Annotated in this window: 24 protein-coding genes and 1 pseudogene; 7 read left to right on the top strand and 18 right to left on the bottom strand. The window is 63.2% G+C overall.

Annotated features, from left to right (window positions below):
- Positions 1-23 precede the first annotated feature (23 nt).
- On the bottom strand, positions 24-1,229 hold the full coding sequence (locus SO139_RS02590; RefSeq protein WP_449377301.1) for an MFS transporter: 1,206 nt from the start codon (positions 1,227-1,229) through the stop codon (positions 24-26).
- A 186-nt stretch (positions 1,230-1,415) separates the two neighbouring features.
- On the opposite strand from SO139_RS02590, the gene SO139_RS02585 reads away from it, so the two are divergent.
- On the top strand, positions 1,416-2,642 hold the full coding sequence (locus tag SO139_RS02585; RefSeq protein ID WP_449377302.1) for a hypothetical protein: 1,227 nt from the start codon (positions 1,416-1,418) through the stop codon (positions 2,640-2,642).
- 6 nt (positions 2,643-2,648) lie between these two features.
- Here the strand turns inward: SO139_RS02585 and SO139_RS02580 are convergent, their stop codons facing one another.
- Positions 2,649-3,383: an NUDIX hydrolase gene (locus tag SO139_RS02580; RefSeq protein ID WP_449377303.1), complete on the bottom strand. Its 735-nt coding sequence runs from the start codon at positions 3,381-3,383 to the stop codon at positions 2,649-2,651.
- Positions 3,384-3,475: 92 nt separating this feature from the next.
- Between SO139_RS02580 and SO139_RS02575 the strand changes: the two genes are divergently transcribed.
- Together SO139_RS02575 and SO139_RS02570 are read left to right on the top strand one after the other, a co-directional pair.
- On the top strand, positions 3,476-4,522 hold the full coding sequence (locus SO139_RS02575; protein WP_449377304.1) for an SPFH domain-containing protein: 1,047 nt from the start codon (positions 3,476-3,478) through the stop codon (positions 4,520-4,522).
- The gene (locus SO139_RS02570) at positions 4,506-5,441 is read left to right on the top strand and encodes a diacylglycerol kinase catalytic domain-containing protein (protein WP_449377305.1); all 936 of its coding nucleotides are present in this window, start codon (positions 4,506-4,508) and stop codon (positions 5,439-5,441) included. The genes SO139_RS02575 and SO139_RS02570 overlap by 17 nt, the downstream gene beginning before the upstream one ends.
- Before the next feature lies 1 nt (position 5,442).
- Here the strand turns inward: SO139_RS02570 and SO139_RS02565 are convergent, their stop codons facing one another.
- From SO139_RS02565 to SO139_RS02530, 8 genes are all read right to left on the bottom strand, one after another.
- Positions 5,443-6,270: a 3-oxoadipate:acetyl-CoA acetyltransferase gene (locus tag SO139_RS02565; RefSeq protein ID WP_449377306.1), complete on the bottom strand. Its 828-nt coding sequence runs from the start codon at positions 6,268-6,270 to the stop codon at positions 5,443-5,445.
- 202 nt (positions 6,271-6,472) lie between these two features.
- Entirely contained in the window at positions 6,473-7,870 is a 1,398-nt protein-coding gene (locus tag SO139_RS02560) for an MFS transporter (protein ID WP_449377307.1), read from the bottom strand.
- Positions 7,871-8,279: 409 nt separating this feature from the next.
- Entirely contained in the window at positions 8,280-8,741 is a 462-nt protein-coding gene (locus SO139_RS02555; protein ID WP_449377308.1) for a lipid-binding SYLF domain-containing protein, read from the bottom strand.
- Positions 8,725-9,639, bottom strand: coding sequence for a DUF2950 domain-containing protein (locus SO139_RS02550; protein WP_449377309.1), 915 nt, complete (start codon positions 9,637-9,639; stop codon positions 8,725-8,727). The genes SO139_RS02555 and SO139_RS02550 overlap by 17 nt, the downstream gene beginning before the upstream one ends.
- Positions 9,636-11,390 (bottom strand): DUF3300 domain-containing protein, encoded by a 1,755-nt coding sequence (locus tag SO139_RS02545; protein ID WP_498539587.1) that lies wholly within the window; start codon positions 11,388-11,390, stop codon positions 9,636-9,638. Before SO139_RS02545 ends, SO139_RS02550 begins: the two co-directional genes overlap by 4 nt.
- Before the next feature lie 126 nt (positions 11,391-11,516).
- On the bottom strand, positions 11,517-13,409 hold the full coding sequence (locus tag SO139_RS02540) for a sensor histidine kinase (protein WP_449377310.1): 1,893 nt from the start codon (positions 13,407-13,409) through the stop codon (positions 11,517-11,519).
- Positions 13,410-13,503: 94 nt separating this feature from the next.
- Positions 13,504-14,736 (bottom strand): HlyD family secretion protein, encoded by a 1,233-nt coding sequence (locus SO139_RS02535; protein WP_449377311.1) that lies wholly within the window; start codon positions 14,734-14,736, stop codon positions 13,504-13,506.
- Positions 14,729-15,133: a hypothetical protein gene (locus SO139_RS02530; protein WP_449377418.1), complete on the bottom strand. Its 405-nt coding sequence runs from the start codon at positions 15,131-15,133 to the stop codon at positions 14,729-14,731. Before SO139_RS02530 ends, SO139_RS02535 begins: the two co-directional genes overlap by 8 nt.
- 181 nt (positions 15,134-15,314) lie before the next feature.
- On the opposite strand from SO139_RS02530, the gene SO139_RS02525 reads away from it, so the two are divergent.
- Both SO139_RS02525 and ppk2 read left to right on the top strand, forming a co-directional pair.
- Positions 15,315-15,770 carry a hypothetical protein gene (locus SO139_RS02525; protein WP_449377312.1) on the top strand — a complete coding sequence of 152 codons (456 nt, stop codon included), beginning with the start codon at positions 15,315-15,317 and terminating at the stop codon, positions 15,768-15,770.
- A gap of 44 nt (positions 15,771-15,814) precedes the next feature.
- Complete coding sequence (gene ppk2 / locus SO139_RS02520; protein WP_449377313.1) at positions 15,815-16,618, top strand: polyphosphate kinase 2; 804 nt, start codon at positions 15,815-15,817, stop codon at positions 16,616-16,618.
- A gap of 42 nt (positions 16,619-16,660) precedes the next feature.
- Here the strand turns inward: ppk2 and SO139_RS02515 are convergent, their stop codons facing one another.
- The 6 genes and pseudogenes from SO139_RS02515 to SO139_RS02490 form a co-directional block, all read right to left on the bottom strand.
- The gene (locus SO139_RS02515; protein WP_449377314.1) at positions 16,661-17,158 is read right to left on the bottom strand and encodes a hypothetical protein; all 498 of its coding nucleotides are present in this window, start codon (positions 17,156-17,158) and stop codon (positions 16,661-16,663) included.
- A 189-nt stretch (positions 17,159-17,347) separates the two neighbouring features.
- Entirely contained in the window at positions 17,348-17,782 is a 435-nt protein-coding gene (locus SO139_RS02510) for a hypothetical protein (RefSeq protein ID WP_449377419.1), read from the bottom strand.
- Positions 17,783-17,891: 109 nt separating this feature from the next.
- Entirely contained in the window at positions 17,892-20,645 is a 2,754-nt protein-coding gene (locus SO139_RS02505) for a decarboxylase (RefSeq protein WP_474800203.1), read from the bottom strand.
- 173 nt (positions 20,646-20,818) lie between these two features.
- Positions 20,819-22,528 (bottom strand): SulP family inorganic anion transporter, encoded by a 1,710-nt coding sequence (locus SO139_RS02500; protein WP_449377316.1) that lies wholly within the window; start codon positions 22,526-22,528, stop codon positions 20,819-20,821.
- Positions 22,525-22,641: pseudogene (locus SO139_RS02495) on the bottom strand (DUF1275 domain-containing protein); the annotation flags it as partial. The gene SO139_RS02500 and the pseudogene SO139_RS02495, both read right to left, overlap by 4 nt.
- Complete coding sequence (locus SO139_RS02490; RefSeq protein WP_449377317.1) at positions 22,584-22,886, bottom strand: hypothetical protein; 303 nt, start codon at positions 22,884-22,886, stop codon at positions 22,584-22,586. The gene SO139_RS02490 and the pseudogene SO139_RS02495, both read right to left, overlap by 58 nt.
- Here SO139_RS02490 and SO139_RS02485 point away from each other — a divergent pair.
- Together SO139_RS02485 and SO139_RS02480 are read left to right on the top strand one after the other, a co-directional pair.
- Positions 22,885-23,766: an alpha/beta hydrolase family protein gene (locus SO139_RS02485; protein ID WP_449377318.1), complete on the top strand. Its 882-nt coding sequence runs from the start codon at positions 22,885-22,887 to the stop codon at positions 23,764-23,766. The genes SO139_RS02490 and SO139_RS02485 overlap by 2 nt on opposite strands.
- A 30-nt stretch (positions 23,767-23,796) precedes the next feature.
- The gene (locus SO139_RS02480) at positions 23,797-24,381 is read left to right on the top strand and encodes an invasion associated locus B family protein (RefSeq protein WP_449377319.1); all 585 of its coding nucleotides are present in this window, start codon (positions 23,797-23,799) and stop codon (positions 24,379-24,381) included.
- A 145-nt stretch (positions 24,382-24,526) separates the two neighbouring features.
- On the opposite strand, the gene SO139_RS02475 is transcribed toward SO139_RS02480, so the two are convergent.
- Entirely contained in the window at positions 24,527-24,979 is a 453-nt protein-coding gene (locus SO139_RS02475; protein WP_474800200.1) for a response regulator, read from the bottom strand.
- A gap of 57 nt (positions 24,980-25,036) precedes the next feature.
- Entirely contained in the window at positions 25,037-25,669 is a 633-nt protein-coding gene (locus SO139_RS02470) for a response regulator transcription factor (protein WP_449377321.1), read from the bottom strand.
- Positions 25,670-25,784: the final 115 nt, after the last annotated feature.

The following is a 25,784-nucleotide window of genomic DNA, read 5'->3' as shown; positions in this document are numbered from 1 at the left end:
CATCGTAGGCTCGTCTTACGACATCACACCGCGGCAGCCGTCGCGGCCCGTGGCCGGCGGCGGCCAAGAGCGATCAGGATCAACACCGTTGCGCATGAGCAGAGCATGGTCAGGCCGAGCAGGCCGCGACTGCCGAAGTGGACCAGCAGGGCTGCGAGAATCGGCGGCGACACGGCGGCGGCGAGGTTGACCGGCATGGCGATCATCGACATCGCCTTGGCGAATTCGGTCTGGTCGTAGAAGACGAGCGGGATCGTCGCCCGCGCCACCGCCATCGCGCCGCTGCCGAGGCCATAGAGCAGGATGAAGAGCGTAACGACCCAATATGCGCCGTTGCCGGCCATCAGAAGCAGCATGGCAAGCGGCAGCGCCGTGCCCGCGACCAGCCCGGTCGTGATGCCGTCCCAGCGTCCGCCGCCGAGGAAATCGATGCCGCGCGCGCTGACCTGGATCACGCCCAGCATGGAGCCGAAGCCGACGGCCTCCGCCGGCGAGAGCCCCTCGGCCTTCAGGAGCTCGATGAAGATGGCGCTCAAGCCGAAGTTCACGAATGCGTTGAGCGCGACCGCTGATACCACGAGATGGAAGGTGCGCCTGGGCACCGGAGACGGCGGCACGTCTCGCGCCTTCGCGGTGACCTCCTCGCTCGCCTTGCGCCGGCGCGGTGCACCGAAGGCAAGGAGCGGCAAGCAGACGACGACCATCATGGCCGCATAGATCAGACACGTTCCGCGCCAGCCGACGAGGCTGCTCAGGAACGACGTCGCGGGCCAGAAGAGGCTGTTGGAAAGGCCGGTCACCAGCATCAGCGCGCCGATCGCGCTCTTTGCGCGCCGGCCGGCAACCTCGTTCAGCATGATGTACGCGCCGGTCGAGAGCGTGGCGCTGCCGGCCACACCGAGAATGATCCACGACGCGAAATAAAGTATCGACTCCTGCGCGAAGGACAGCAGCACAAAGCCCGGCGCGGTCACCAGCGTGCCCACCATCATCACACGGCGCGCGCCATGCCGCGTGAAGGACTTTGCGAGCCAGGGCGCGCACAGCCCCATCGCCACGTACAGAACCGACGTTCCCGCGAATACCGCCGGAAGGCTCATATTGAGATCGGCTGCGAGATCGCGGCCGACGATGGCGGGAAGCCCGATCGTCCCCCATCCGACGAGTTGGGTGACGGCGAGCACCGCCATGACGCCAATCAGCTTCGTATCGAATTTCAAGCGACGCATTCCGCCCCGGGGCCGGATCCGACCGATCCGGTCATTTCCGGATACACCATCTCCACCCCGCTCTGCACTGCGAACGCGGTATGACCCTATCCGCCACAATGCCATTGACATGACGACAACGGCCATCAGCGCGATTTGACAGCCCCGCGCGTCGCGGGCAACTCTTGCTCGTTTCGAGAATCACTGATGTCTCACGCCGAGTATGCTCCCAAACAGCTCCCAGTCCTCACGAGACTGGCGATAGCGCTGCGCCGGATTCCGGCGGTTGAATTTGCGTTGGCGAAATTCAAGTCGCTGCTGCGTGGTCGAACGAACGACGAACCGCTTGTCGTCAGCGAGTTTCAGGCACCGGCTGCGGACCTCACGAAGGACGACGTTGCGCGCGGCGCGATCGAGACGGAAACGGTTGAACCCGACACCGTGCAGGCGGCTCCCGATGGAACCGAGGCCGCGGCGGCCGAGCCCGTCGAGACCGACACGGTCGAAGCTGAGGAAATGGAGGCTCCTGCGACGGATGTCGCAGAGACCGCAACAGCGGAGACTGGCGCTGCCGAGATCGATGCAGATGAGCCGGTCACGACAAGCAACCGCGATGCTGTCTCCTCTGCAATCACGTCCGACGATCTCTCCCGGAGTGAGATCGAGGCCGTTGAAAGCGATGAGCTTCCCGTTGAGGCCGAGATAGCTGAAATCGAATCTGCTCAGGCGCCTTTCGTCGCAATCGAATGCGCCGAGGCCGACGCGGTTGAGGCCGAAACAATCGAACCCGTCGCGCTTTGCGCTGACGACGTTACGGCGCATGTCGCGCCATCAGAGGACTCATGTGAGGCTGTTGCTACCGGGTCCGGCGTTCTCCCGCTCGATGCTGCCGAGGCCGACATTATCGAGGTCGACGCGATTGAGACGGCGCCTTTTGAAACCAAGGCCGAGAGCGACGCCACTCGGCCCGATGTGCTTGAGCCCGAGGCAGTCGAGGCTGCCCCGACGCTGATCGAAACTTTCGAGACCGACGCGGTCAATTCCGATGCCGCAGAGACTTCCGAAGCCATCGCTGTCGAGACGGACGTGGTTCAACGCGACCTCGTCGAGACCGATGCCGCCGAAGCGGCCCCAGTCGAGGCTGTCATCGCCAAAGCCGACATCGCCCCGGCCGCCGTCACGAAATCCGACGATCCCTGTGATCGGGAGACGCTTATTCGCAGGCGCTGGAAGGAAACCGGGATCAGGATGTGGCGTGGCACTGGACAGTCCGTGCTGTGCATTCAAGGTCGCATCGCGCTGCTGCCGCCGAAGCCCGGCGAGACGATGCCGGGCTACGACAGGCTAGAGTTCAGGCTGATCAACGGCCTCATCATCTGCGAAGGGTTCGTCGTCGATCCACCGGAACCGCCGCGACCTAGCCAGTTCGCGTAAGACCGCTCACTCCGGCGGATTGAACGTGCGCACGAAATACACCGGCTCCCTGCCCTTCTTCAGGCGATAGAGCTGCGCCGGGCGGTTCGGGCCACGCCGCATCTTGGCGATCGGCTCGATCATGTCGGCTGCGAGAATCCGCGTGCGGAAGGCGCTCTTCTCCAAGGGACGGTCCAGCACGATCTCATAGACCCGCTGAAGATCAGGTAGTGTGAATTCCGCCGGCATCAGGTAGGCCGGCAGCGAGGTGTATTCGACCTTGTTGCGCAGGCGCTCGACGGCTGCAGTGAGTATCTCGCCGTGGTCGAAGGCGAGCTTCGGCTTGATGCTGCCGGCGACGATCGGAAACCATTGCGCGTCGGGTGCGAGTGCGGCCCGACCCGCCTCCTCCGGCATCAGGGCGAAATAGGCGTGCGTCGCCGACCAGCCACGCGGATCGCGGATCGCGCTGCCCCAGCTTCCGAGCTGCTCGAGATAGGGGCTGGTCACGCCGGTCTTCTCCTTCAGCTTGCGCACCGCGCAGGCCTCCAGATCGCGGTCCTTGGCGATATCGACGAAGCCGCCCGGCAGCGCGAAGGCGAGCGGGAACGGCTCGCCAGCGCTGGCCGGCCGCTGCACCAGAAGGACGTGGAGGCCTTCGTTCCGGATCGCGAAGATCACCACGTCGACCGTGGCCAGCGGTCGCGGGAAATCCAATTGTCCCGAACTTTCAATGTCCTGGGCCTGGTCTTTCGGCGCCATTGTGACCTCCCTCTCCTGCCGCTTGACAGTAGCCGACTTAGTTGTACAGTGCAACTTACTTAGTTGCTCAGAACAACTTACTAGGGAAGACTATGTTCGGCGTCAGGTTCATCAAGGCCCAGCCCACCACTTATCTCATGAAGTACCGCGCCGGCACCGTCGTCGCCGAGGGCGCGGGACTATCCGCGTTCTATTACGCGCCGGCCACCTCGCTCGTCGCCGTCCCCATCGGCAGCCGCGACGCTTCCTTCATCTTCCAGCAGATCGCCCGCGACTTTCAGACCCTCACCGTCCAGGGCCACGTCACATATCGCGTCAGCGAGCCGAAGAAAGCGGCCTCGATGCTCGACTTCACGCTGAAGAGCGACGGCAAGACCTATGAGACCGACGACCCCGAGAAACTGCCGCAGCGCATCCTCGGCACGGTCGAGGTACTGGCCCAGCAGGCGGTGAAGGAGCTGACCTTGAGGGAAGCCCTGCAGGCCTCCGACCGCATCGCCGACATCATCGCGACCGGCTTGCGGGCCCGCGCCGACATCGCCTCGCTCGGCCTCGAAATCCTCGGCGTCTCCATCCGCGGCATCAAGCCAACGCCGGACACGGCCAAGGCGCTGGAGGCCGAAGCGCGCGAGGCAATCCTGAAGAACGCGGACGAAGCGATCTTCGCGCGCCGCAATTTTGCGGTCGAGCAGGAGCGCGCCATCCGCGAGAGCGAGCTCGACACTGAGATCGCGGTCGAGCAGAAGAAACGCTCGATCCGCGAAACGCAGATGGACGCGGAAGCCAGCGTCGCCGCCAAGAAGAACGAGCTGCGCCAGGCCGGCATGGTCGCGGACATCGCCCTCGAAGGCAAGCGCAAGGACTTTGTCGAGCTCAACGCCGAGAACACCCGCACGCTGGCCGACGCCGAGGCCTATCGCGTCGGCGCGCTGATGAAGATTTTTGAGGGCGTCGATACCCGCGTGATCCAGGCGCTTGCCTCTGCCGGAATGCAGCCGGGCCAGCTCATCGCGCAGGCCTTCACCGGCATTGCCGAGAAGGCGGAAAAGATCGGCCAGCTCAACGTCTCGCCGGACCTGCTCAGCCAGTTGATGGAGAAGCCCAGGGCGATGGAGGCCGCCAATGCCCGCCGGCAATGACCGCAAGATCGTGCTGGTGACGCGCAAGACCAGGCTGGAGGACCTGGTCGCGCGTTACCTGACGGCGGCGCAGGCGCGCTTCTATGTCGAGCATCTCGGCGCCGACTTCTCCGACTATGAGCGCGAGCACGAGGTCTATCACGCGCAACAGCGCCTCGCGCTCCAGGCGCTGGAGCAATGGGGTCGCTACCAGGTGATCGAGCGCAGCTTCTTGCCGAACTTCATCTTCGCGCCCTCCGACATCGTGGTCGCACTCGGCCAGGACGGCGTCGTCGCCAACACCATGAAATATCTCGACGACCATCCGCTGATCGGGCTCAACCCGGATCCCGCGCGCTACGACGGCATTCTCCTGCCCTTCGCGCCGCGCGACCTTGCAAAGCTCCTGCCCGAGGTCGCCGCTGAGGAGCGCGACAGCCAGGCGGTGACGATGGCAGAGGCCCGGCTCTCCAATGGTCAGGTGCTCCATGCCGTGAACGACCTCTTCATCGGCGCCCGCACGCACACCTCCGCGATCTACGAGATTGCGACCGGCGAGACGAAGGAGCGGCAGTCTTCGAGCGGGCTCATCGTGTCGACCGGACTCGGCTCGACCGCCTGGTTCAAGAGCATCGTTACCGGCTCGTTCGCGATCGCAGGACAGTTCGGCCAGCCGTCGGAGCCTACCGCCTACGCCGCCCTGCCCTGGGATGCGCCGGAGCTGCGCTTCGCGGTGCGCGAGCCGTTTCCCAGCCGCAACTCGCAAGTGAGTCTCGTCTGCGGCTCCCTCACCTCCTCAGGACAACTACGCATCCGCTCGCTGATGCCCGAAAACGGCGTCATCTTCAGCGACGGCATCGAGGCCGATCGCCTCGAATTCAACGCCGGCGCCGAAGTCGCGATCGGGATCGCGGCGCGACGGGGACGGCTGATCGTGTGATCTACCGCGCGATCCTCAGTGCCGATCTCGCCTCCGCAGGTGTGGCGACGCGTCGGCCGTGACGGGTCACCGCCTCACAGGCGAGGGTCACGAGCTCAGCGTTGCTCTTGGCCAGACGGTTCTTGTCGATCCTGATGTTGTCCTCGAGCCCGGTGCGAACCGCATCGGCAGCGCGCGACAGCGCCCAGCCCATGACCTCGGCTTGATGGCGCCCGATCCCGGCCGCGGTCCAGGTCGCTTTCGGCATCAGCCGCTTGAGCTCGGCCAGAAGAATGTCGAGGACATGCTCGTCCGCCGGCATTGCGTTCTTGACGCCCATTACGAACTGCACGTGGGGATGCTCATCGATCAGGCCCGCCTCGATCAGGCGGCGCGCGCCATGCAGGTGCGACAGATCGAAGATCTCGATTTCAGGACGGATGCCGCCGGCCTTCATCCCGGTGGCCAGTTGCTCGACCAGGGCGGCGCTGTTCTCGTAGACGATGGTCGGAAAGTTCACCGATCCGGTCGAGAGAGACGCCATCTCCGGCTTCAGATAGAGCGACGACCCGCGCGCCGATGGATCGCGGCCGCGCCCACCGGTCGAGAACTGAACGATCATTCCCGGACAATGCTTCCTGATACCCTCCTGCACCTCCGCAAAACGCTGGGGGTCGGAGGACGGTGTTTCGTCGTCGTTGCGAACGTGAATATGCGCAAGCGTTGCGCCCGCCTCGAAGGCCGCGTGCGTCGACTCGATCTGCTCGGACGGCACGATCGGCACCGCCGGATTGTCCTTCTTGCGCGGAACGGAACCGGTGATCGCGACAGCAACAACAACGGGATTCATTTCTCAACTCCTTGGTAGCCGGCGCGCCGCCGGTCGAAGATCGCTATCGCTCCAATGGCTTTGCCGATCAAGCGTCATCCGGTTGGCGGGAGCCCTGCCGCTGCTGGCGGGCTTGGCCGCAGCGGCAGTTCTTCCTTCATTTGCAGCAGGACGGCAACATCCGAGATCATGGCGCCGCCATCACCTCCACTTCCCGGGGCCGTCAGGTCAGAGCCGCGGCAGCCTCACCGGCCGTCTCCGCACGCCTCCGCTCATAGTCCGCCCTTGGCATCGGCACGGCATCCGGATTTCCGAGATCGTCAAGGCTGATCCGGTACGTCTCCCTGGCAGTCACCGCTGCGAGGGCGGCAATCACCGTAATGCCGAAGGCGATGGCGCCCACCGTCAGCGGGATGTTGGCCGAGCCGGGAGGCGCCACGGTCGCAAACAAAGCGGGAAGCAGCGCGGTGATGGTGGTGCCGATGTTTTGCGAGATCGCCATCGCCGAAACCCGGGTGCGCGTCGGAAACAGTTCAGGATAGAAGCTCGGGAAGATCGCGTTGTAGCCCTGATAGACCACACCCCACATCAGGAGTGACAACACGATCGCCAGTGGCACGTTCCTGATGCTGATGGCATAGAGGTATCCGAACGCGAGCAGACCGGAGCAGAGCGCGCCGACGATGATCGGAGGCTTGCGGCCGACCTTGTCCGAGAGGTTGCCGACGAAGGGAATGACGAACACCGCCAGCATGTTTCCGAGGACCGGAATCCAGAGGTAGACGTCCTTCGCAAAACCGATTCCGTAGGCAGACTGGACGGCATAGGCCGCGCCAAAAATCGTCGTGACGACCGGAATGACATTCATCAGCGCCATGCAGATGACCCTGAGCATGTCCTTCCAATTCAGCTTGATGGCCTGAATGATCGGAGCACGCGGGGTTTCGCCGCGCTCATCTTCCCTGGCAAAGGCAGGCGTCTCGTCAACCTCGCGGCGGATGATGTAGCCCGCGACGATGACGAAGAAGCTGAGCAGGAAGGGTATCCGCCAACCCCAACTGTTGAAGGCCTCGGTGGGCATGTAGGCCGCGAGCGGCAGAAAGACCGCCGCCGCAAGGATCTGTCCGGCCTGCACGCCCTGGAGCGTGAAGCTCGCATAGAATCCGCGCCGCCCGAATGGCGCATGCTCCAGGATCATCGAGCTTGCACCGGAGATCTCGCCGGCAACGGCAAAACCCTGCACGAGACGTAAGGTGACGAGCAGGATCGGCGCCCAAATGCCGACCTGCTGGTATGTCGGCAGGATGCCGACGGCCATGGTCGAAATGCCCATCAGGAACATGCAGACGATCAGAACCGTTTTCCGGCCGTGGGTATCGCCCCAGTGCCCGAGAACGAAGGCACCGATCGGCCGGGCCACATATCCGACACCGTACGTTGCGAGCGATGCGACGATGGCAACGGTGGGATTGTCCGACGGGAAGAAGATCTGCGGGAAGATCAGCGACGCTGCGGTCGCGTAGATAAAGAAGTCATAATATTCAAGCGCGGATCCAATCCAGCCGCTCGCAGCAGCCTTCTTGGATTGACCCATGTCGTGGATCGCTCGAGCCGTGGTCATGTGCAAGTTTCCTCCGACCTATTTTGCTGGCGTCCCGTAAGCGGGCTTCATAGATGTGTGTTGGGCAGCATTATCCGATCGCGCGGCGGGCTTTCCGCTTGCGCTTGTCGACTGCCGGGACGTGTCTGGTTCGGTGTGACAATAGGCTTTCGGCGAGCTAACACAATTACCGTGTTATGCGATAAACCTAACATCATGTTATTCGCGGCAGACGCGGGGCCGGGTGGCGAATACGCGAAAGGGGCAGTGCGAGCGACGTCGATCGCGCGCTCGCAATCGGCGGCGCGTGGATGGGCAAATTGCGCTCAAGTGCGATGTGCGGCGGTGTTGCGCCAGCAGAAATTCCCTCAATTTGGAGGCCTGCTTCGCATGCTCAATAGAATCCGGATGGGAAGTCTTCAGGCCGAATTCATCTCATGGAGATCGTGATCGCGCTAAGGTTGGCGGCGACTTCCAGTCCGGCCTTCGGCCCTTGCAGCACGATCGTCACGCCCTTCTCGTTGCGCAAATGGACACCGTTGACACCGCCAACCAGGGCGAAGCCGCCGCCAACCGAGCTATAGGTGCCAGCGAAATCATTGATCTCGCGGATGCCCGAGGCCCAGCCGTCCAGGCGGCTGATCGTGGCGCCAGCCGTGATTCCAAGGCTCAGACCGGAGACGCGAAAGGGATAGTTGCGGCCACGCCAGGTCAGCACGCCGCTGCCGGTGCCGCCGCCGACCAGGAGGCCCGCCTTCACGATCTTGACGCGGACCTGGCCGGCGGCCTGTGCGAACGACGGCGTTGCTGGGACAACGAAGGCAAGCAATGTCATCGCCGTCAGCCAGCCAAGGAAAAAGCGCCGCGCTATTTTCTCATTGTTTTGCGGCATCGACCTTCTTCCAGGTCTGGTCCGGATTGAACAAGATCATGCGGCTGGCAATGCTTTCGGTGCGAGGCCCGAGATCCTTCTGGTAGACGGTGCCGCCGTGATTGACCACGAAGGTCATGACGCCGGAATTGCCGTACTCGGCGGGATAGGCGACGAGCGCATAGCCGCCGATCATCTTGCCCTTGACGACGTAGTCGAGGGTGCCGCCGGGCGCGTTGGGGCCCTGCCCCTTGAGGATCCTGAAGTAGTAACCGTGATAAGGCGCACCCTGCCCTTCCATCTTGTAGCCCTCGCGCGAGGCTTCCGCCGCAAATTCGCCGAGCGGGCTCGGGTCAGTATCGTCGCGCCAGAACAGCCCATCCTTCTTTCCGGGCGTCGAGACGATGCGTTGCGCATAGACACCGACGCCTTCGCCGCGGTCTTTCTCCGCATAGTCGTTCTGGGCATCGACATAGGCGAGCGCGGCCTGGATCGCATCGAGCTCATTGCGGCCGATACGGCGATAGAGCACCTCGATCCGCCCCTCGTCCACGTCGAATTCCCAGCCCGCTTTGGAGTTGACCAAGGGAATCGGGAACGGAAAATCGTCCGCGCCGAGCATCAGCGTGGCCTTCTTGTTGCCCTCCGCCTTGATCGCATGCTTGGCATCGTACATCGACGTGAAGCGTTGACGAATGTCGGCGTCGGCAACTTCGTCACCGGAGGAGACGATGTCGTCTGCGTTCCTGCCGAGCACTTTCAGGATATCGCGCGGTCCGCTCTTCACAGCCGCGGCGAGCGCTGCGGCTGCGTCCTCAGGAGTGGGATACGATTGCTGCGCCTGCGACGGCAAGCTGAACAGCACGACCGCCATGATGGCCGGCAAAGCTGGGCGCCGAAGCGACTTCAGACCGATCATGGCATCACCTCCGCAGGGATTTTTGCGCCGCCGGCAAGCCAATCGCTGTACGTGCGGAATTTCAGACCGAGCTTTTCGTAATAGACCCGCAGATAGCCGTCGCTGCCTCGGGTCACCGCTTCCGGAATCACGCGCTCGACCTCCTGCGCCATGACGCCGACATAGGCCTTGTGGCTGCCAAGATAGCTGAAGCGGTAGTAGCCAAGGCCACTCGCGAGATGACCGAGCAGGACGATGTCGTGCTTCAGCGCGATATCCGAACGCCGGCCACCGCCGCCGCCACCGCGCCCGCCTCCACCAAAGCCGCCTCCTCCACCGCCGCGCATCGCCATTCCGCCACCACCGCCGCGCCCGGCAAAGCCACCGCCACCGCCGCCGCGTGGCATGCTCGCCATGCTCGAGCGCCCGCGTGCTGATGCTGCGGCAGCCGCACGGCCGGAGGAGACGTTCATGGCGCCACCGCGATTGCCGCCACCACGGTTGGCATTGGCAGCGCGATTGCCCGCGCCAGCACCGCCGCGGTTGGCGGCCTTCGCGCGGTCGCCACCGCCCTTCGCGCCAGCTCGATCGCCACCACCCTTGGCACGGTCGCCGCCGCCCTTGGCGCGATCGCCAGCGCCGGCGCGATCTCCGCCACGATCACCTGCACGATCGCCGCCGCGGTCTCCCGCTCGATCGCCCGCGCGGTCCCCTGCACGATCTCCCGCGCGATCACCTGCGCGATCACCTGCACGGTCTCCAGCGCCTGGCCGATCCTGTCCGGACTTCAGGACCTGCTGCCCATCGCGGCCGCGAAAATCCATCCGGTCGGCCGCGCCTGCCTTGATGTTGTTGTTGCCGAAACGCTGCTGCACGTTCACGTTGTTGTAGCGCACGCCCTGGCGATGCGCAGGATTGTGCTGCCAGCCGTTTGCGATGTTGGTGGTTCGGTGATTGACGTAGACGTTGCGGTTGCCCCAGTTGCAGCCGCCGCCCCAGTAGTTGCCCCAGCGTCCAATGGCCCAGGCGGTGCCGAAAGCGAGGCCTGCCGCCACCACGCCTGCGCCGATATAAGAAGGATATCCAAAGTAGTACGGCGGATACTCGGCGTAGGGCCACGCGCCATAAACGGTCGCCGGCTCGTAATAGGGTACGTACATCGTACCGGCGTCGGCCGGCTCGATGAGGATGACCTGCCTGTTGTCCTGAGTCTGGACGCTGACCTTCTGCTGCTTGGTCGTGACCAGTTTCTTGTTGTCATAGGCCTTGTTGCGCAGCCGCTGGATTGCATCCATCACGTCAGGCTGTTGCGCGAGAAAGGCGTCGCCGAGGCTCTTGGTCCATTCGAGCTTGTCGCTCATCATGGCCAGGACGTCGGCCGTGCTGGCGAGTGCCTTGATGCTGTCGTCCCAAGATTGCTTCTCGACCTCGCCCCTCAGCGCATCGCCTTTCAGTTTCTTGCGCTCCTTGAGCCAGCGATCGGCCTGCACGACCTCCAGCGGATAGGTCGATGCCGCCAACACGTTGGCAAGCAACTCGTCCGGATAGAGCGCGATCGGCGCGACCAGCGCCTCGAGCTGCTCCGGCTTCAACAGCTCCGCGGCCGGCAGAGCCTGACTTGCTGGCGGCGCTTGACTTGCTGGCGGGGCCTGGCTTGCTGGCGGCGCCTGGCTTGCCGGCGCGTTCGGCGCGGCCGGGTTCTGCGCCGATACGGCGATGGGCATCGCCATCATCAGCGCAAGCGCGATCAGGGTCTTGCCACAGCGAAACATTGCACACTCTCCGTTGGTATTGCGGCGGGGAGCATCGGGCCGGGACGGATGTGTTCCTTTGACGAAGATCAAAGAAAGGGGATGCCGGGTTGTTGCGGCGCGAAAATTCCGCGGCCGATGCGTTGTCTAACGCGTGATCGGCAGCTTGATCGTAAGCAGCGCACCGCCCGACAGCCTGTTCTCGGCAACGATCTGTCCGCGATGGGCCTCGATGATGGTTCTGGCGATGGCGAGTCCCATGCCCATGCCTTGCGGTTTGGTGGTGAAGAATGGATTGAAGACGTTCTTGAGATCGCCGGCGGCTATGCCGGGTCCGCTATCGCCGATCCTGATTTCTGCGAAGGAGCCGGACAGCGCCGTGGTGACGGTCACCTCCCGCACCTTCGCCTCCGCCTCGGAGATCGCGTCGATCGCATTGATGATCAGGTTGAGAATGACCTGCTGAAGCTGGACCGGATCGCCCCTGACGCGCAGCGCGCTTGCGGCGGCCGTGAACTTCAGGGCGATCTTGTGCCGGTCGGTCACGGCGGTCAGAAATCCGATCGCCTCGCCGACGGTTTCGTTCAGATCGATATCGGCGATCTCAAACGGCGTCTTCTTCAACACGCTGCGTAGCCTGCGGATCACTTCGCTCGCCCGCTGATCGTCGCGCCTGATGTCGGCAAGGATCTCCCTGATCTCGCCGAGATTGGGGGAAGCCCCCTTCAACATGAGCTCGGCCGTCTCGGCATTGGTGAGGATAGAGCCGAGCGGCTGATTCAATTCGTGCGCGATCGACGTCGTCAGCTCGCCGGCCGCCGCGTAGCGGTTGACATGCGCCAGCTCGGCCAGACGCTGGCGGGATTCGACCTCCGCGACACGGCGACGCCAGCGCTCGTGAAGCAGGCCACTGATCAGGCCGGCCTGCACCAGGATCACCGCTGCGATCAGCGCCATCTGCCAGCGATAGACCTCCCAAACACTCGGCTCGCGAAACAGGATCTCGCTGCCAGGAGGCAGATTGCTTTCGCTGATGCCCCAGCGCTGCATCTCACGCCAGTCATATCGCGGTGGCGCAAATTGGAGCGTTTCGATCTTGATGTTGCCCGGCTTCTCGCCACCGAGGATACGGATGGCAACGTCGACGGTTTTCCGGCTGGTTGCGGCCGTAGAATGCATGGGGCCACCGACGGTCTGGCCATCGAAGAAGGCATCCTGATAGGAAAAGATCGGCGCGTTGGCGACAGCTCGCAATTGGCGCAAGGCGATGTCGCCTTCATGCGTGACACCTGCACCGTCGACCGACATCAGGCCCCAGAACAAGACCGTGTGCGGCGCGAGCGATGACGCGCGCTTGAGGATGTCCTGGAACGAAAGCCCCGAATACCAATCAAACGACACTCTGTTTTCGAACGGCTTCGCATCCTTCTTGACCTCCTCAAGCCAGAACTTCTCAACGGGAGAGGCTCCCAGCACGACGGCGATCTTCTGCGTGGCAGGCAGGACCTGAAGGATGCCGGCAAAAGATGCCTGAAAGTCATTGTGGATCGCGATGACCGTGTCGTTGTCGGTCAGTCCCGTGCGATCGACCAGGCGCTGCTCGACCGCGGTCAGGACCATCGGTGTGTCGGGGAAAAGCTGCTTGCGATACTTCTGGGCGAATTTTGCCGCAGGCGCCCCGACGCTGACGACGATATCCGGCGGACAACTCTCGTAGAGCGAGCGCAGATAATCGACGAAGGGCTCTTCAGGACCTGGATTGTTGAACCGCGCCGTCAGGAGCGTGTGCTCCTGAATGTCCAGCGGCCACGGCGCCTGCCGCTCGAGATCGGCCTTGATGGCCCGCGCGAATTCACTCCACGGACGAAATTCCCGTCCGAAGGAATGAAGCAGCAGCACCCGCTTGGGCTGGCCCTGATCGGCAGCGCTCGCCGGTCCGAGCCCGGCTAGGGCCAAGACCAGTACACACAGACAGAGCCGTGCGGCCGCCGCCGGCCAGCCCCGCCTGACCGCAGCAACGATTGGGATGCGCCCGCTCATCCTCTTCCTCAGCAGCTTCGACCGGCTGCACCTTCATCTCATTCTAACGCAAAACGGCCCACGGCCAACGCTTTTGCCGGGGCCCTCCTCGGCGTCAGTGGCCGCTCAGCACGAGCGTCTTGATCGGCAGCAGGAGCGCCTGGATGCGAAGCAGCAGTGCGTGCACAAGACCGACACCGTCGACGACGTGGAGCGCGATCGCTCGCCCGGTGCTAGTGTCCTTTGCGGAAATCTCCTCGTGATTGCTGGTGTAGGCGTTGACGAGGCAGCTACTCCCCGGTGTCACGCCTTCGAGCCCGCCCTTGTAGAGTGGCTCCAAGAAGACGAGGATCGTGCCGGGCTTCGGGCCATTCTGTGCTTCGAGCAGTTGCTGCCCGCCCTGGAACTGTCCTGCCGCAATGTAGTCCTGCACTGTCGTCACCACCATCGGGATGATGACCCAGGGCCTCGATATGCAGGTCGCTTCCGCCACCATGCCTTCCTTCATCACGCCCGCCTCGATCTGGCCGAAGCCGGCCTGAAGCACCTTTCTGCCGGCGCCCTCCGGAATTAGCACGCCCGCCGGCCGCATCAACTGATTGACGACGTCGCCGACACGAAGCAGGAATTGCTCGACCCGGCCGTCGACGCCGGCGCGGACGATGGTCTTGTCGAGGTCGACCTGGGCCTGCTCGAGAGCGGCTTGAGCACTCGCCTTCTGGGCCGGCAGGAGCGTCGACACCTGCAAGGCGGCCGTTTCCCTCACGGCGGTCGCCGCATCGATCCCGGCCTGCCGTTGATCGACCAGCACCTGGAGCTTTTCGATGTCGCGTTGCGGCACGATACCGGGGTTGCGGCGCTGCAATTCGGATTTGGTGTCGAGTTCGTCCTTGGCTTGCTGATAATTGGCCTTGGCTTCCTGGATCTGGGCTTCGGCCTTGACGACATCCGACTGCGCCGAGGTCATTGCCGCATCGACCTCGGCGACCTTCCGCCGGGCGGTCTCGTAGGCGGCCTGTTGCTTGGAGCTGTCCAGCGTGAACAGCACGTCGCCCTTCTTCACCTCCTGGCTGAAGCCGACCTTGACCTCCGCAACCCGCCCCGATCCTTCGGGCAGGATCGGCACGGTGCGGAAATAAAGCGTCGCCGAGTCGGTCGCCGGATGGAAATAGAAGATCATGGTGATCAGCGACACCGTGAGCATCAGACAACCGGTGATGCCCCATCGCAGCTCATACCAGATGGAGAAGAACGTGATCTCCTTGCCGAAGCGCTTGCCCTGGACATAACGGCGATAGAGGTAGTCCGGCACGATGGTCAGGAGCGAGCAGAACATGAGCTCAAACATGGCTGGGCTCCTTCTGCCTGACGGGGCTCGGCTCATCCGCCGGTAGTGGGCTCGCCGAGCCGGCCTCTCCCGGCGTCGCATCGGCAATCTTTTCGACGGAGTCGGCGATGCTGCGCAGCGGCGTGCCGAAATCGGGAATGTCGATCAACGCAAGCAACAGGCCCGCGACCCAGAAGATATGCATATGGGTAAAGAGCGAGATCAGGCCGAGCACCGCGACGAATTCGAATTGCAGTTTCTGTGATTTATGCGCCATCCGCTCGGGCAGGCTGTGCAGCTTCCAATAGAGCGTGCCGACCCAGAGCACGGTGCCAATCAGGAATATTCCCATCACCACCATCAGCGGGTCGACCCCGCTTCCAGGCGCGAGATAGAACGGTAGATGGTGCGGAGCCATCGGATGAAGCTGGTCGTTCAATGGTCTCTCCCCAATCTGGAGCGGAGTTGCGCATTGCGTTGCGGCCAGTCTGACTACCCCGGTGTGGATTTTGCTTGATTTGAATCAAGGGAAGCCTCGCCGCCGGGCCTAGCTTACCTCGAACGCTGAACTGCCAACACCCAATCAGGAGCCGTCAGCCATGCCCGGCCTCGATGATCTCATCCCCAATGCCACGCAGATCCGGAAAGAAGCAGCGCTCAAAGAGGCTCAGAAGGCCGAGGAATATGCCCGTCTCGCCGCCGCCGCCGAGGCCGAGAAGCACGCCCTGATCGACCGGCTGAGCAAGCCGTCCGGCAAGACCGAAGAGGAGAAGATCAAGCTCGCCTCGACCATCATCCAGCGTGCAGTGCGAAACGGCCTGACCGAGGTCCAGGTCTATCGCTTCCCCAACACGCTGTGCACCGACAAGGGCCGCGCCATCAACCAGCGGGAAAAGGGCTGGGAGAACACACTGACCGGAATCCCCAAGGAAATCTTCCAGCTCTGGACCGACCACCTGAAGCCGCGCGGCTATCGCATCGCCTACCAGATCATCGATTTTCCCGGCGGCGTTCCGGGCGATATCGGCGTCACCATCTCCTGGGGAGACGATTGACGGCCATTCGGCCGCGTCGGAGCTGAAACAGCGAAAGGACAGGCATGGCCAAGGATGATGAGTCCGACACACGAATGAAGCGCAAGGAGTACGAGAAGGAGCTCGAAAAGCTCCAGGTCGATCTTTGCCATCTCCAGGATTATGTGAGGGAGAAGAAGCTGCGGGTGATCGTCCTGTTCGAAGGTCGGGATGCCGCCGGCAAAGGCGGCACCATCAAGGCGATCACCGAGAAGGTCAGTCCGCGCGTGTTTCGCGTCGTTGCCCTTCCGGCGCCGTCGGATCGCGAAAAGACCCAGATGTTCTTCCAGCGCTATATGGAGCAGTTTCCCGCCGGCGGCGAGATCGTGATCTTCGACCGGAGCTGGTACAACCGCGCCGGCGTCGAATACGTGATGGGCTTCTGTACGCCCGCCGAGCACGATCGCTTTCTCGCCCTCTGCCCCCAGATGGAAAAATACGTCATCGAGGGCGGCATCATCCTCGTCAAGATCTGGCTCGAGGTCGGGATGGACGAGCAGGAGCGTCGATTCAGGGCCCGCATCGACGATCCGGTGCGGCAGTGGAAGCTGAGCCCGATGGATGTGGAATCCTACCGGCGCTGGTATGACTACTCGCGGGCGCGCGACCTGATGCTCAGGAAGACCAGCACGAAGCACGCGCCCTGGCACATCATCCGCTCCGACGATAAGCGGCGGGCGCGGCTGAACTGCATCGCGCACCTGCTCAAGGCGATCCCCTACAAGCGCGTCAAGAAAGACAAGATCAGGCTGCCGCCGCGCTCGGACAAGGGCCGTTACAACGACCAGGCCAGCCTGCGCGGGCTGAAATTCGTCGAGGAGCGTTATTGAGCGGATCAGGCCGCGTGGTGGCGGCCTGATGCGACCTTTGCCTCAATAATTATAAGGATACTGCTGCGGGCAGACCCAACTGCCGTAGGAGTCCTGATAGCAGCCGTTGTTGTAGTAGTTGTTGTTGTAATAGCCATACGCACCGTACGCACCGGCCGCTGCGGCTCCAAGAGCGGCGGCGCCATAAGCGGGTCCACGCCAGCCATAGCCATAGCCCGGACGATAGCCGGGATAACCGGCGATCGGACGCCCCGGATAACCCGGCCGGCCTGCGATCGGACGGCCCGGACGACCGGCTATCGGATGACTCGGACGCACGCCTCCGGCGACGCGATAGCCGCCACCGCCAACGCGACCGGCATGAACGGCACCGCCGCGGTACCCACCGCCTGCCCGCATACCACCACCGTGGAAGCCACCACCGCCGCCGCGGAAGCCACCACCACCACCGCCGCCCCGGCGAGCGAAGGCATCATCCGGAATGAGGCAGGTCGTGAGAAGAACGAGCGCCGCAAGAGCAGCGAGAAGATAACGAAGCATGGCGTGTCCTCCATTGATTGGGGTGCCGTCGTTCGCTCTTCGATGATGCCACGCGACATGCGATCAGCACCCGACGTTACCGTCGGCCGCCGATCGCGTCAGAACTTGACCTAGATCAACGGAACCGAAGCATTTGAACAAAGCGCAGTGTTCCGTCAGACCGCGCGGGCGCGGCCCGATCACCAGGACCTATTTCAGTTTGATCGTGACGCCGCCGACCGCGGCCGACAATTCGGCACCGACCTTCGGCCCGCTGAGTTGCAGGATCACGCCGTTCGCGTTTTGCAGCTGAACGGCACCGGCGCCCGCGGCAACCGCGCCACCCGCTCCACCCACCGCGTACGATCCTTCGATCGACGCGGGTCCCTTAAGATTGAGAGCTCGTCCGACAAATTTTGTCGTCGAGGCGCCAATTGTGAAGCCGACGCTCATGCCGGACACTGTGAACGGATAGTCCTTGCCCCGGAGTCTGAGCACACCATCGCCGCCGCCGACCCCGACGATCAGCCCGCCTTTGGTGAAGACGACTGCGACCTGGCCGGTCTCGGCCCGTGATGGCGTGCTGAAACCGGCAACGCCTGCGAGCAAGGCGACCAGAGCGGCGCGGATGGCAAGCTTTCTCATGACTTTGGTTTCCCCTTTGGTTTCTACGTCGAACTGTTGAGCCAAAATTATCGCGAAGTAGCCGAACACGGTAAGCAGGACGCCCGAGACGGCACGTCCCCTACCTATCTCAAGAGGCAGCCTTCAGCTTCGGCTGAGCACCGGGCTTTGGCCTGCCGATCTTCGCCAAGGCCTCCGTGCGTACGAGCTTCAGTCCCTCCTTGGCGTCGTAGCCGTGGATTTCCTTCACATCGAGCTTGCGCATGAAGTCGATGGTCTCCTGCGTGATGACCTGCCCCGGCACCATGATCGGGAAGCCCGGCGGATACGGGATCACGAAGTTCGCCGAGACGAGCTCGGGTCCGGCTTTCAGCCGTCGGTCGATCTCGGGATCGTTGAGACGGATGTGTTCGCAACCCGCCGCGTCGTAAGCGGCATAGAAGCCGCCGCGGATATCGCCCTCGTTGGTCTTGGCGCCGGCATCGCCGCGGAAGCTCGGGTGGAAATGCGAGAAGTTCGGCAGGTCGGGCACATCCTTCATCAGGCTATTGACCCGCGCCTCGAACGTCTTTTTCGCGTTGGCCCCGCCCTGAGCCAGGCCGCGATCGACCTCACCCGCGATCTCGGCCAGGACCCGGACGAGATGCGCGACGTCGCTGCGCGTGTTGTTGATGTTGGACTGGAGCAGGACCGAGTTCCGGGAGGTCTTGTTGACCTGAATGTTGTACTCGTTCGCCAGAATGCCCTTGAACTGCGTGCCGTCGTAACCGGCCGTACCGCACACCAGCGTCATGCGGGTCGGATCGAGGCAGAACTCGTCGTCGTCCAGGCTCTTCAGGGTGTTCGCCCAGTTCACGCCGGGTGCGAGATAATCGGTAAAGCCGCTCTGGCGATATTGCGACGGCACCATGGCGTCCGCACCGAGGATGCGGAAATACTTTGAGATCAGCGGGTTGTTGTTGACCGCCTGGCGGATCGCGAGCGCGATTTCCATGGCGTTGGCGACCAGACCATATCCCTCGAGCTCCATCTGCCGCCGCGAGACGTCGAGGCTCGCGATGAGCTGCTGGTTTGGACTGGTCGAGGCATGGGTAAACACGGCCTCCTTGAACTGTTGCTCGACCGTATGGAATTCGACGTCCTTGACCGAGAGCATGGAGCCTTGGCGGATCGCAGACATCGACTTGTGGGTCGAATTGGTCTGGTAGACGCGCAATCGGATCTGGCGCGGATCGGGAATGAGCCGGGTCTTGAGCAGCACCTCGTCCGACGGGTTCTTGCCGAGCTCGGCCTGCTGCTTCTCATAGGCTGCGACCGACTTCGGGTCGTGCATCCAGGCTTCGATCTCGTTGGCCGCGCCCATCGCGGTACGCCGCCGCAGGAACGGCGAGAACCGTGCAAAGCCAAACCAGGCCTCGTCCCAGAGGAAGATCAGGTCCGGCTTGATCGCAAGGCATTCTTCCATCACCCTGCGGGTGTTGTAGATGTGGCCATCGAAGGTGCAGTTGGTGAGGTCGAGCAGCTTGACGCGGTCGAGCCGGCCGTCGGCCTTCGCACCGAGCAGCGCCTGCTTGATCGTTTTCAACGGCACCGCGCCATACATCGAATATTCCGTCATCGGGAAGGCTTCGACATAGAGCGGCTGAGCGCCGGCCAGCACCATGCCGTAGTGGTGCGACTTGTGACAGTTGCGATCGACGATCGCGATGTCGCCGGGCGCGAGCAGCGCCTGCACCGCCATCTTGTTGGACGTCGAGGTGCCGTTGGTCACGAAGAACACGCGATCGGCGCCGAGCGCGCGCGCCGCCTTGTCCTGCGCTTTCTTGATGGTGCCGGTCGGCTCCAGGAGGCTGTCGAGGCCGCCGGTGGTCGCGCTGCTCTCGGCCAGGAACAGGTTCGGCCCGTAGAACTCGCCCATGTCTCGGATCCAGTCCGACTTGAAGACGGATTTGCCGCGGGCGATCGGCAGCGCGTGGAAGGTGCCGATCGGACGCTGTGCGTATTTCTTGAGATTGTCGAAGAACGGCGTGTCGTAGCGATCCTGAATGCCTTCGAGGATCGACAGATGCAGCTCGAGCAGTTCCTCGATGGAGTAGAAGATGCGGCGGACCACGTTGGTTTCGGGGTTACCGGCCATTTCCTCAACGTCGCGGTTGGACATCAGATAGATGTCGAGCTCGGGCCGCACCCGCTTGATGATATGGGCGAGCCGGAGAGCATCCGCGTCGGATTCATCGTTGAGACCGGCCGCGGCCGCGATGGAGCGGAGGATCGGCGCATTGTGGCGTGAGCGCAGGCCAAAACCCTCGTTGATGACGACGGCCGCGATATTGGGGTTGAGCATGGTCGCGCAGAACGCATCTTCCAGGCTGCCGACGATGACCGGCTCATAGACGAAGGAATCGACCGGGCGACGCAGCTTGCGCCATTCGGCGGCCAGCGCAGGCCATTGGCCGGACGACAGACCGGTGACGATCAAGGTCTCGAAATAAGGCCGCCGGGCCGCATGCGAGCCGAAGGTCGGCGGCAGCAGATCGGGCGCCTCGCCATTGCCTTCGTCCTTGAGATTCCAGTCGCCGGCGTGCTGGCGGAATGACCGCGTGGTCAGCGCCTGCGTGATCCGCGTCGCAAGGGCCAGTGATGTTGCCGCATCGCCCGCTGAAGCGGCCTCTCGCAATGCCGCCATCAACTGCAGGCCGGGATAGCCGTGAAACTCCTCAGTCACCGACAGATCGGCCAGCGCCGCATCGTATTTCGCGCGATCACCGCCGCGGGCCCATGCCTTCGCGGCCTCCACCAGATCCCGCCAGTCGTCTGCCCGCCCTCCGGGCCCGGAAAAGAACTGATCGATGCGCTTTTGCGCGGACTTCGTGTCCTTGGACATGGTTGTCTCCCGATCCCTGAGGCAGGTGATGCGGGATCGTGAGTGCAGCGCGGCGGGGTCCATTGATCCAAGTCAACGGTCGCGCACGACGCAATGAAGCCGTTGAGCCCATGAGCGACCTTCCTTCGCAATGCAACACCGCGCCGGCGAACGATGACGAGCCAGTCCGGAGATCAGGGCGTTCTTTGGCCAGTGTCAGGCTGTCCCTCACCGAGAACGCTGTCGAGCGAGCGCAACCATTGGCCGCTGTCGGTCTTCTCCGCCAGCCCTTCGGCCCGCAGCAGGTCGCGCAGCTGCGCATGCGCGCCGACGATGCAGAAGGTGACCCGACGCGTTGCGAGCTCGTCGTAGAGATCGTGCAACATGCGCGCACCGGCGAGGTCGATATAGGGCGATGCCGAGAGATCGCATGCGACCAGTCGGATGTCCGCCGACCTCTTGAGCGCGATCAGGACCGTATCGAGGATCGTCTCGGCATTGATGTAAAGCAGCGAAGCTTCGGGCCGGAACGCGATGACGCCAACGAGGGGCTCGACACCCTGGTGTCTTGCGCTGTCGGAGTAACGACCACTGCCGGGCAACCGGCCGAGGAATGCCACGTTCGGCTGCGAGGCGCGCGCCAGCAGCAGGAAGATCGAGGCAATCGACGCCAGCAGGACGCCTTGCAGGATGCCGAGCAGCAGCACGGACACGAGCGCAATCGCCGCGGCGTAGAAGTCGATCCGGCTGACCTGCCACATTCGCAGCAGCGCTCGAACGTCCACCAGCTTGTAGACGGCGGCAAACACGATGGCCGCGAGCACGGCCTTGGGCAGGTTGGTCAACAGCCCCGTGAAGAACAGCAGACACAGGCCAAGCGTCACCGAGCAGATGACCAGCGCCAGCGGCGTCCGCGCGCCCGCGTTGTCATTGACGGCGGATTGCGACAGGCCGCCGGCGACGGGATAGGCGTGGCCGAAAGATGCGGCCAGGTTCGCCGCCCCCAGCCCCAGAAACTCCTGCCGCACGTCGAGGGGATAACCGTGCTTGGCGGCAAAGCTGCGCGCCGCAGAGACACCTTCGATGTAGGCCAGCAGCACGCATCCCGCCGCGAGCGGAAAGAGATCGTCGAATTCCAGAAGACCAAATGTCGGCAACCCAATCGCAGGCAGCCCCTCGGGAATCTTGCCGGTCACGGGGACGCCATGGGACGCAAAGCCGAGGAGCGTCGCTACCGCGATCGACAATGCCACGATGGTGATACCGACCGGCCGTCCCGGCAGAAAGCGTTCGCCAAGCAGGAGAAGCACGAGCGCGACAGCGCCAATCGCCAGGATCAGGAGATTGATCTCGCTAAGCTGGCTGGCGAGTTTGAAGACGCGATCGAAGAAGTTGTGACCGCCGCCGGGGACGCCGAACAGGCTCGGCAACTGGCTCATGATGATGGTGAGCCCGGCGCCGGCCTTGAAGCCGACCAGGATGCTGTCGCTGACCAGGCGAACGAGAACACTGAGCCTGAACAGCCAGGCGATGAAGCACAACACCGCCACCGCGAAGGCTGCGAGGCTTGCAATCTGCGCGTATCGCACGACGTCGCCGCCGGCGAGTGTGCCCACGGTGCCGGCGATCATCAGCGAGATCGCCGAGGTCGGGCCGACCGCGAGTTGCCGCGAGGAGCCGAGCAGCGCATAGCCAATGCCGCCGAGCAGATAGCCGTAGACGCCGACCTGCGGCGCCAGGCCAGCCAGTGCGGCATAGGCCAGCGAGACCGGAATGGCGTACGCGGCGAGCGTGACGCCAGCGATTGCGTCCGGCCGCAGCCAGGCCGCTTGATAATTGGCGAGCCATCGCACCGGAGGGAAGAACCTGAGCCAATCGTCAGGCTGTCCGAAGGGCCCCGTCACGGCCGCCCTCCACCACGATGAACCTCGCAGCGCAACAGCACGATCAAGAGAGCGATCACCGGAATGCCAAGCGCAAGTTGCGGGATTTGTTTGTTCGCAAAGGCGCCAACGGCCGGGATTGATCTGGATCAAGCATTTCGCCGCTTTTGGGGACTGACTTGCCGCAAACGCGCCCCCGGGGAAATGCGATCATGGATACCGCCAGATGGATCATCTCCGCCGCTCCGGAATCTTTCTGCCGTTGGCGGTCGCGCTCGGGACCATTCTCGGTCGGATCAAGATTTGCGGATTTGCCGTTCTTGGCCCGATCATCGTCGCCTGCACGTTCATGGGCTGAAGGAATGGAGAGCTGAGCCATGCGTCAGCAAACCCTGCGAAACCTAACGGCCCTGCTGTTGCTTGTGTGCGTCGGTCTGTTCGCGCCAGCGCACGTCGTGGCGGCGGAGGATCGCTCCATTCAAGAGGAGGTCTGGGCGCTGCCGCTGCCGCTTCCGATGTTCGCGTACGTGGTGCGCCCGGTGGGAGACGGCCCCTTTCCTCTCGTGATCATGAACCACGGCGTGTCACTCAACCCGACCGACCGCAGCTTCTTCCCGCTCGTGGAGTTCCGCGACGCCGCCAAGTGGTTCGCCAGGCGCGGCAACTTCGTGGTGGCCCCTGTCGGCACCGGATATGGCGCCACCGCCGTCGATATTCCCGAACGCGGCGGGCCGTTCTTCTCAAAGGTCGGAAAATGCACCCATCCAAACTTCCGTGATCCCGGGCTCGCAGTCGCCCAAGTCGACCTCTGGATCATTGACTACCTGGCCGCCGAAAAGCGCATCGTGCCGAAGGACGTCATCGTCGTCGGACAATCGGCCGGCGGCTGGGCGTCAATCGCGCTCTCAAGCTTCAATCCCCCGCAAGTGAAGGCCATTATCGTCCTTGCGGGAGGGCGTGGCGGCCGTGTCGGCGGCTTGCCGAACCACAATTGTGCGTCCGACAAGCTCGTCGCGCAGACCGGCGAATTCGGCCGCACCTCGCGGGTGCCGATGCTGTGGATCTATATCCAGAACGACACGTATTTCGGTCCGGTCCTGACGAAGCGCATGCACGAGGCCTTCACTGCCGCCGGCGGCAACGCCGAATACCACCTGATGCCGCCATTCGGCAACGAAGGACACTTCTTCATCGGCTCGCCCGATGTGGTACCAATCTGGTCGCCGCTGGTGACGAAGTTTCTCGACGCACAAAATTGACCGGAATGGCCAGAGACTTGGAGGCGAACCATGGTCCACGCTCGTTATTGTCTCGCGGGAGTTCTGATCGTCGCTATCGCCGGCGTCCCTACTACTCCTGACGCCGCCACGCGCAAGAATGCGCAAAACGAAAAACCAGCGGAAGTCGCAACGCGCGGCCAGCGCGAGGCCAAGGACATCACCTACGGAGATTGGCAAAAGCTCTGCTTCAAGGCAGGCGGCGCGCCGACGCTGTGCCGGACCTCGATCACCGGCAAGTTTCCGACCGGGCAAATGGCAATGCGGGTGGACCTGATCGAGCGAGAAGGCGACCGGGCAGCGCGGCTGCAATTGTTCGTGCCCGTCGGCATGTACCTGCAGCACCCTGCCAAGCTGACCGTCGACCAGGGCACTCCCTACCAGGTGCCCTATAGCTGGTGCCTCGCGAACGCCTGCATCGCAGCCGATGTTGCGGATCCAAAGATCGTCAAGGAGATGGAAGCAGGAAAGACGCTGGTTCTCGAGGTTGTTGATTCCAACCTTCTGGCGCTCACGACATCAATGCCGCTCGCACAATTCGCTTCCGTTCACAAGGGCCCGCCCACGAAGACGCTGGAGCAGGACATCGAGGAATGAACCGGCGCGAAACCGCCTCTGGAGCACGATCCGGAAACGTATGCAGCGGTATTCCCTTGCGGCAAACTCGGAACGCGTTTGCGCGGAAATCCTGCTCAAGCAATAACCTAAAGCGCGATGACGGTTCATCCCAATCCCATCGCGCTTAGATCCTGTTTTCGCGGGCGCGTTCGATCAGATCGACCAGTGATTTCGCGGTAAAGGGCTTGGTCAGGTAAGCCACGCATCCCGATGCGACCGCGGCCGATCGATTCCGCTCGCAGTCATTTCCGGTGATATAGATCACGGGGGCCGAGATGCCCTTGTCTGCGATCCGCCGACGCAGGTCGATGCCGGATTGATCGGTCAGATCAATGTCGATGATGATGCACATGGCGCTCTCGAACTCGGCATGATCGAGCAGCGCGGCCGCGGAGTCGAACAGCAGCGTCGTAAAGCCGTGCTCGCGCAGAAGCCGTTTTATGCTGATGCGCACCGACACATCGTCGTCGACGACGAACACGGATCTGCGGGTCGGCACGAGGGGCAGCCTTCTGTTGAACGAGGATCTAACAAACCAGGTAGAGCTACACCCTCCATAGAACACGTCGTCATTCACATTTCATATTGTCCCTGGGTATAGGTATGCGGCACGACCCCGACGAACGGGTCCGGATTAGCCGCTTTGCTCGTTTTTGGGATCAAGCATGCCAAGGCGCTCCGCGATCGACACCAGTTCCGCGAGTGAATGAACCTGCATCTTTTCCATCACCTGGTGGCGATGCGCCTTTACGGTGCGCTCCGTGGTTCCGAGCTCGTGAGCAACCTGCTTGTTGATCTTGCCGCGCACGATCAGATCGAACACCTGCCGCTCGCGCGGGGTCAGTGCGGCCACCAGCGCCTTGAGCGAGTCGAGCTTGCTGCGCTGGCTGCGCGCGGCTTCGTGCCGGACCAAGGCGCGCTCGATCGCGTCGATCAACTGCTCCGACGAGACCGGCTTGGTCAGAAAATCCTCGGCGCCTGCCTTGATGGCCCGCACGGTCGTTGCCGTGTCGGCGTGCCCGGTGAGGAAGACGATCGGCAGCGTCGAACCGAGCTCGATGAGACGGCGTTGCAACTCCGGACCGCTCAGTCCCGGTATCTGCACGTCTAGCAGAATGCATCCCAGCCTGTCGGGATCAGGCAATCGATCGAGCAACTCCTGCGCCGCTGCGTACGTCGCAACATCGTAGCCGGCAAGCTTCAGCCGGCGTTCAATCGCCGTCCGAAACGAAGCGTCGTCGTCGACCACGTGCACCAGCCCTGGCAAGTTCACCTCTTAGCCGCGACGACCATTGGAGTTTCCGCCGCACTGAAACGCAGAATCAATCGGCGATCGAGTAGCCCATATGGATGATAGCGGGCATAGCGGACAATTCGTAAGT

This window comes from Bradyrhizobium sp. UFLA05-89, from assembly GCF_059803475.1.
This window is presented reverse-complemented; position numbering and strand designations above follow the sequence as displayed.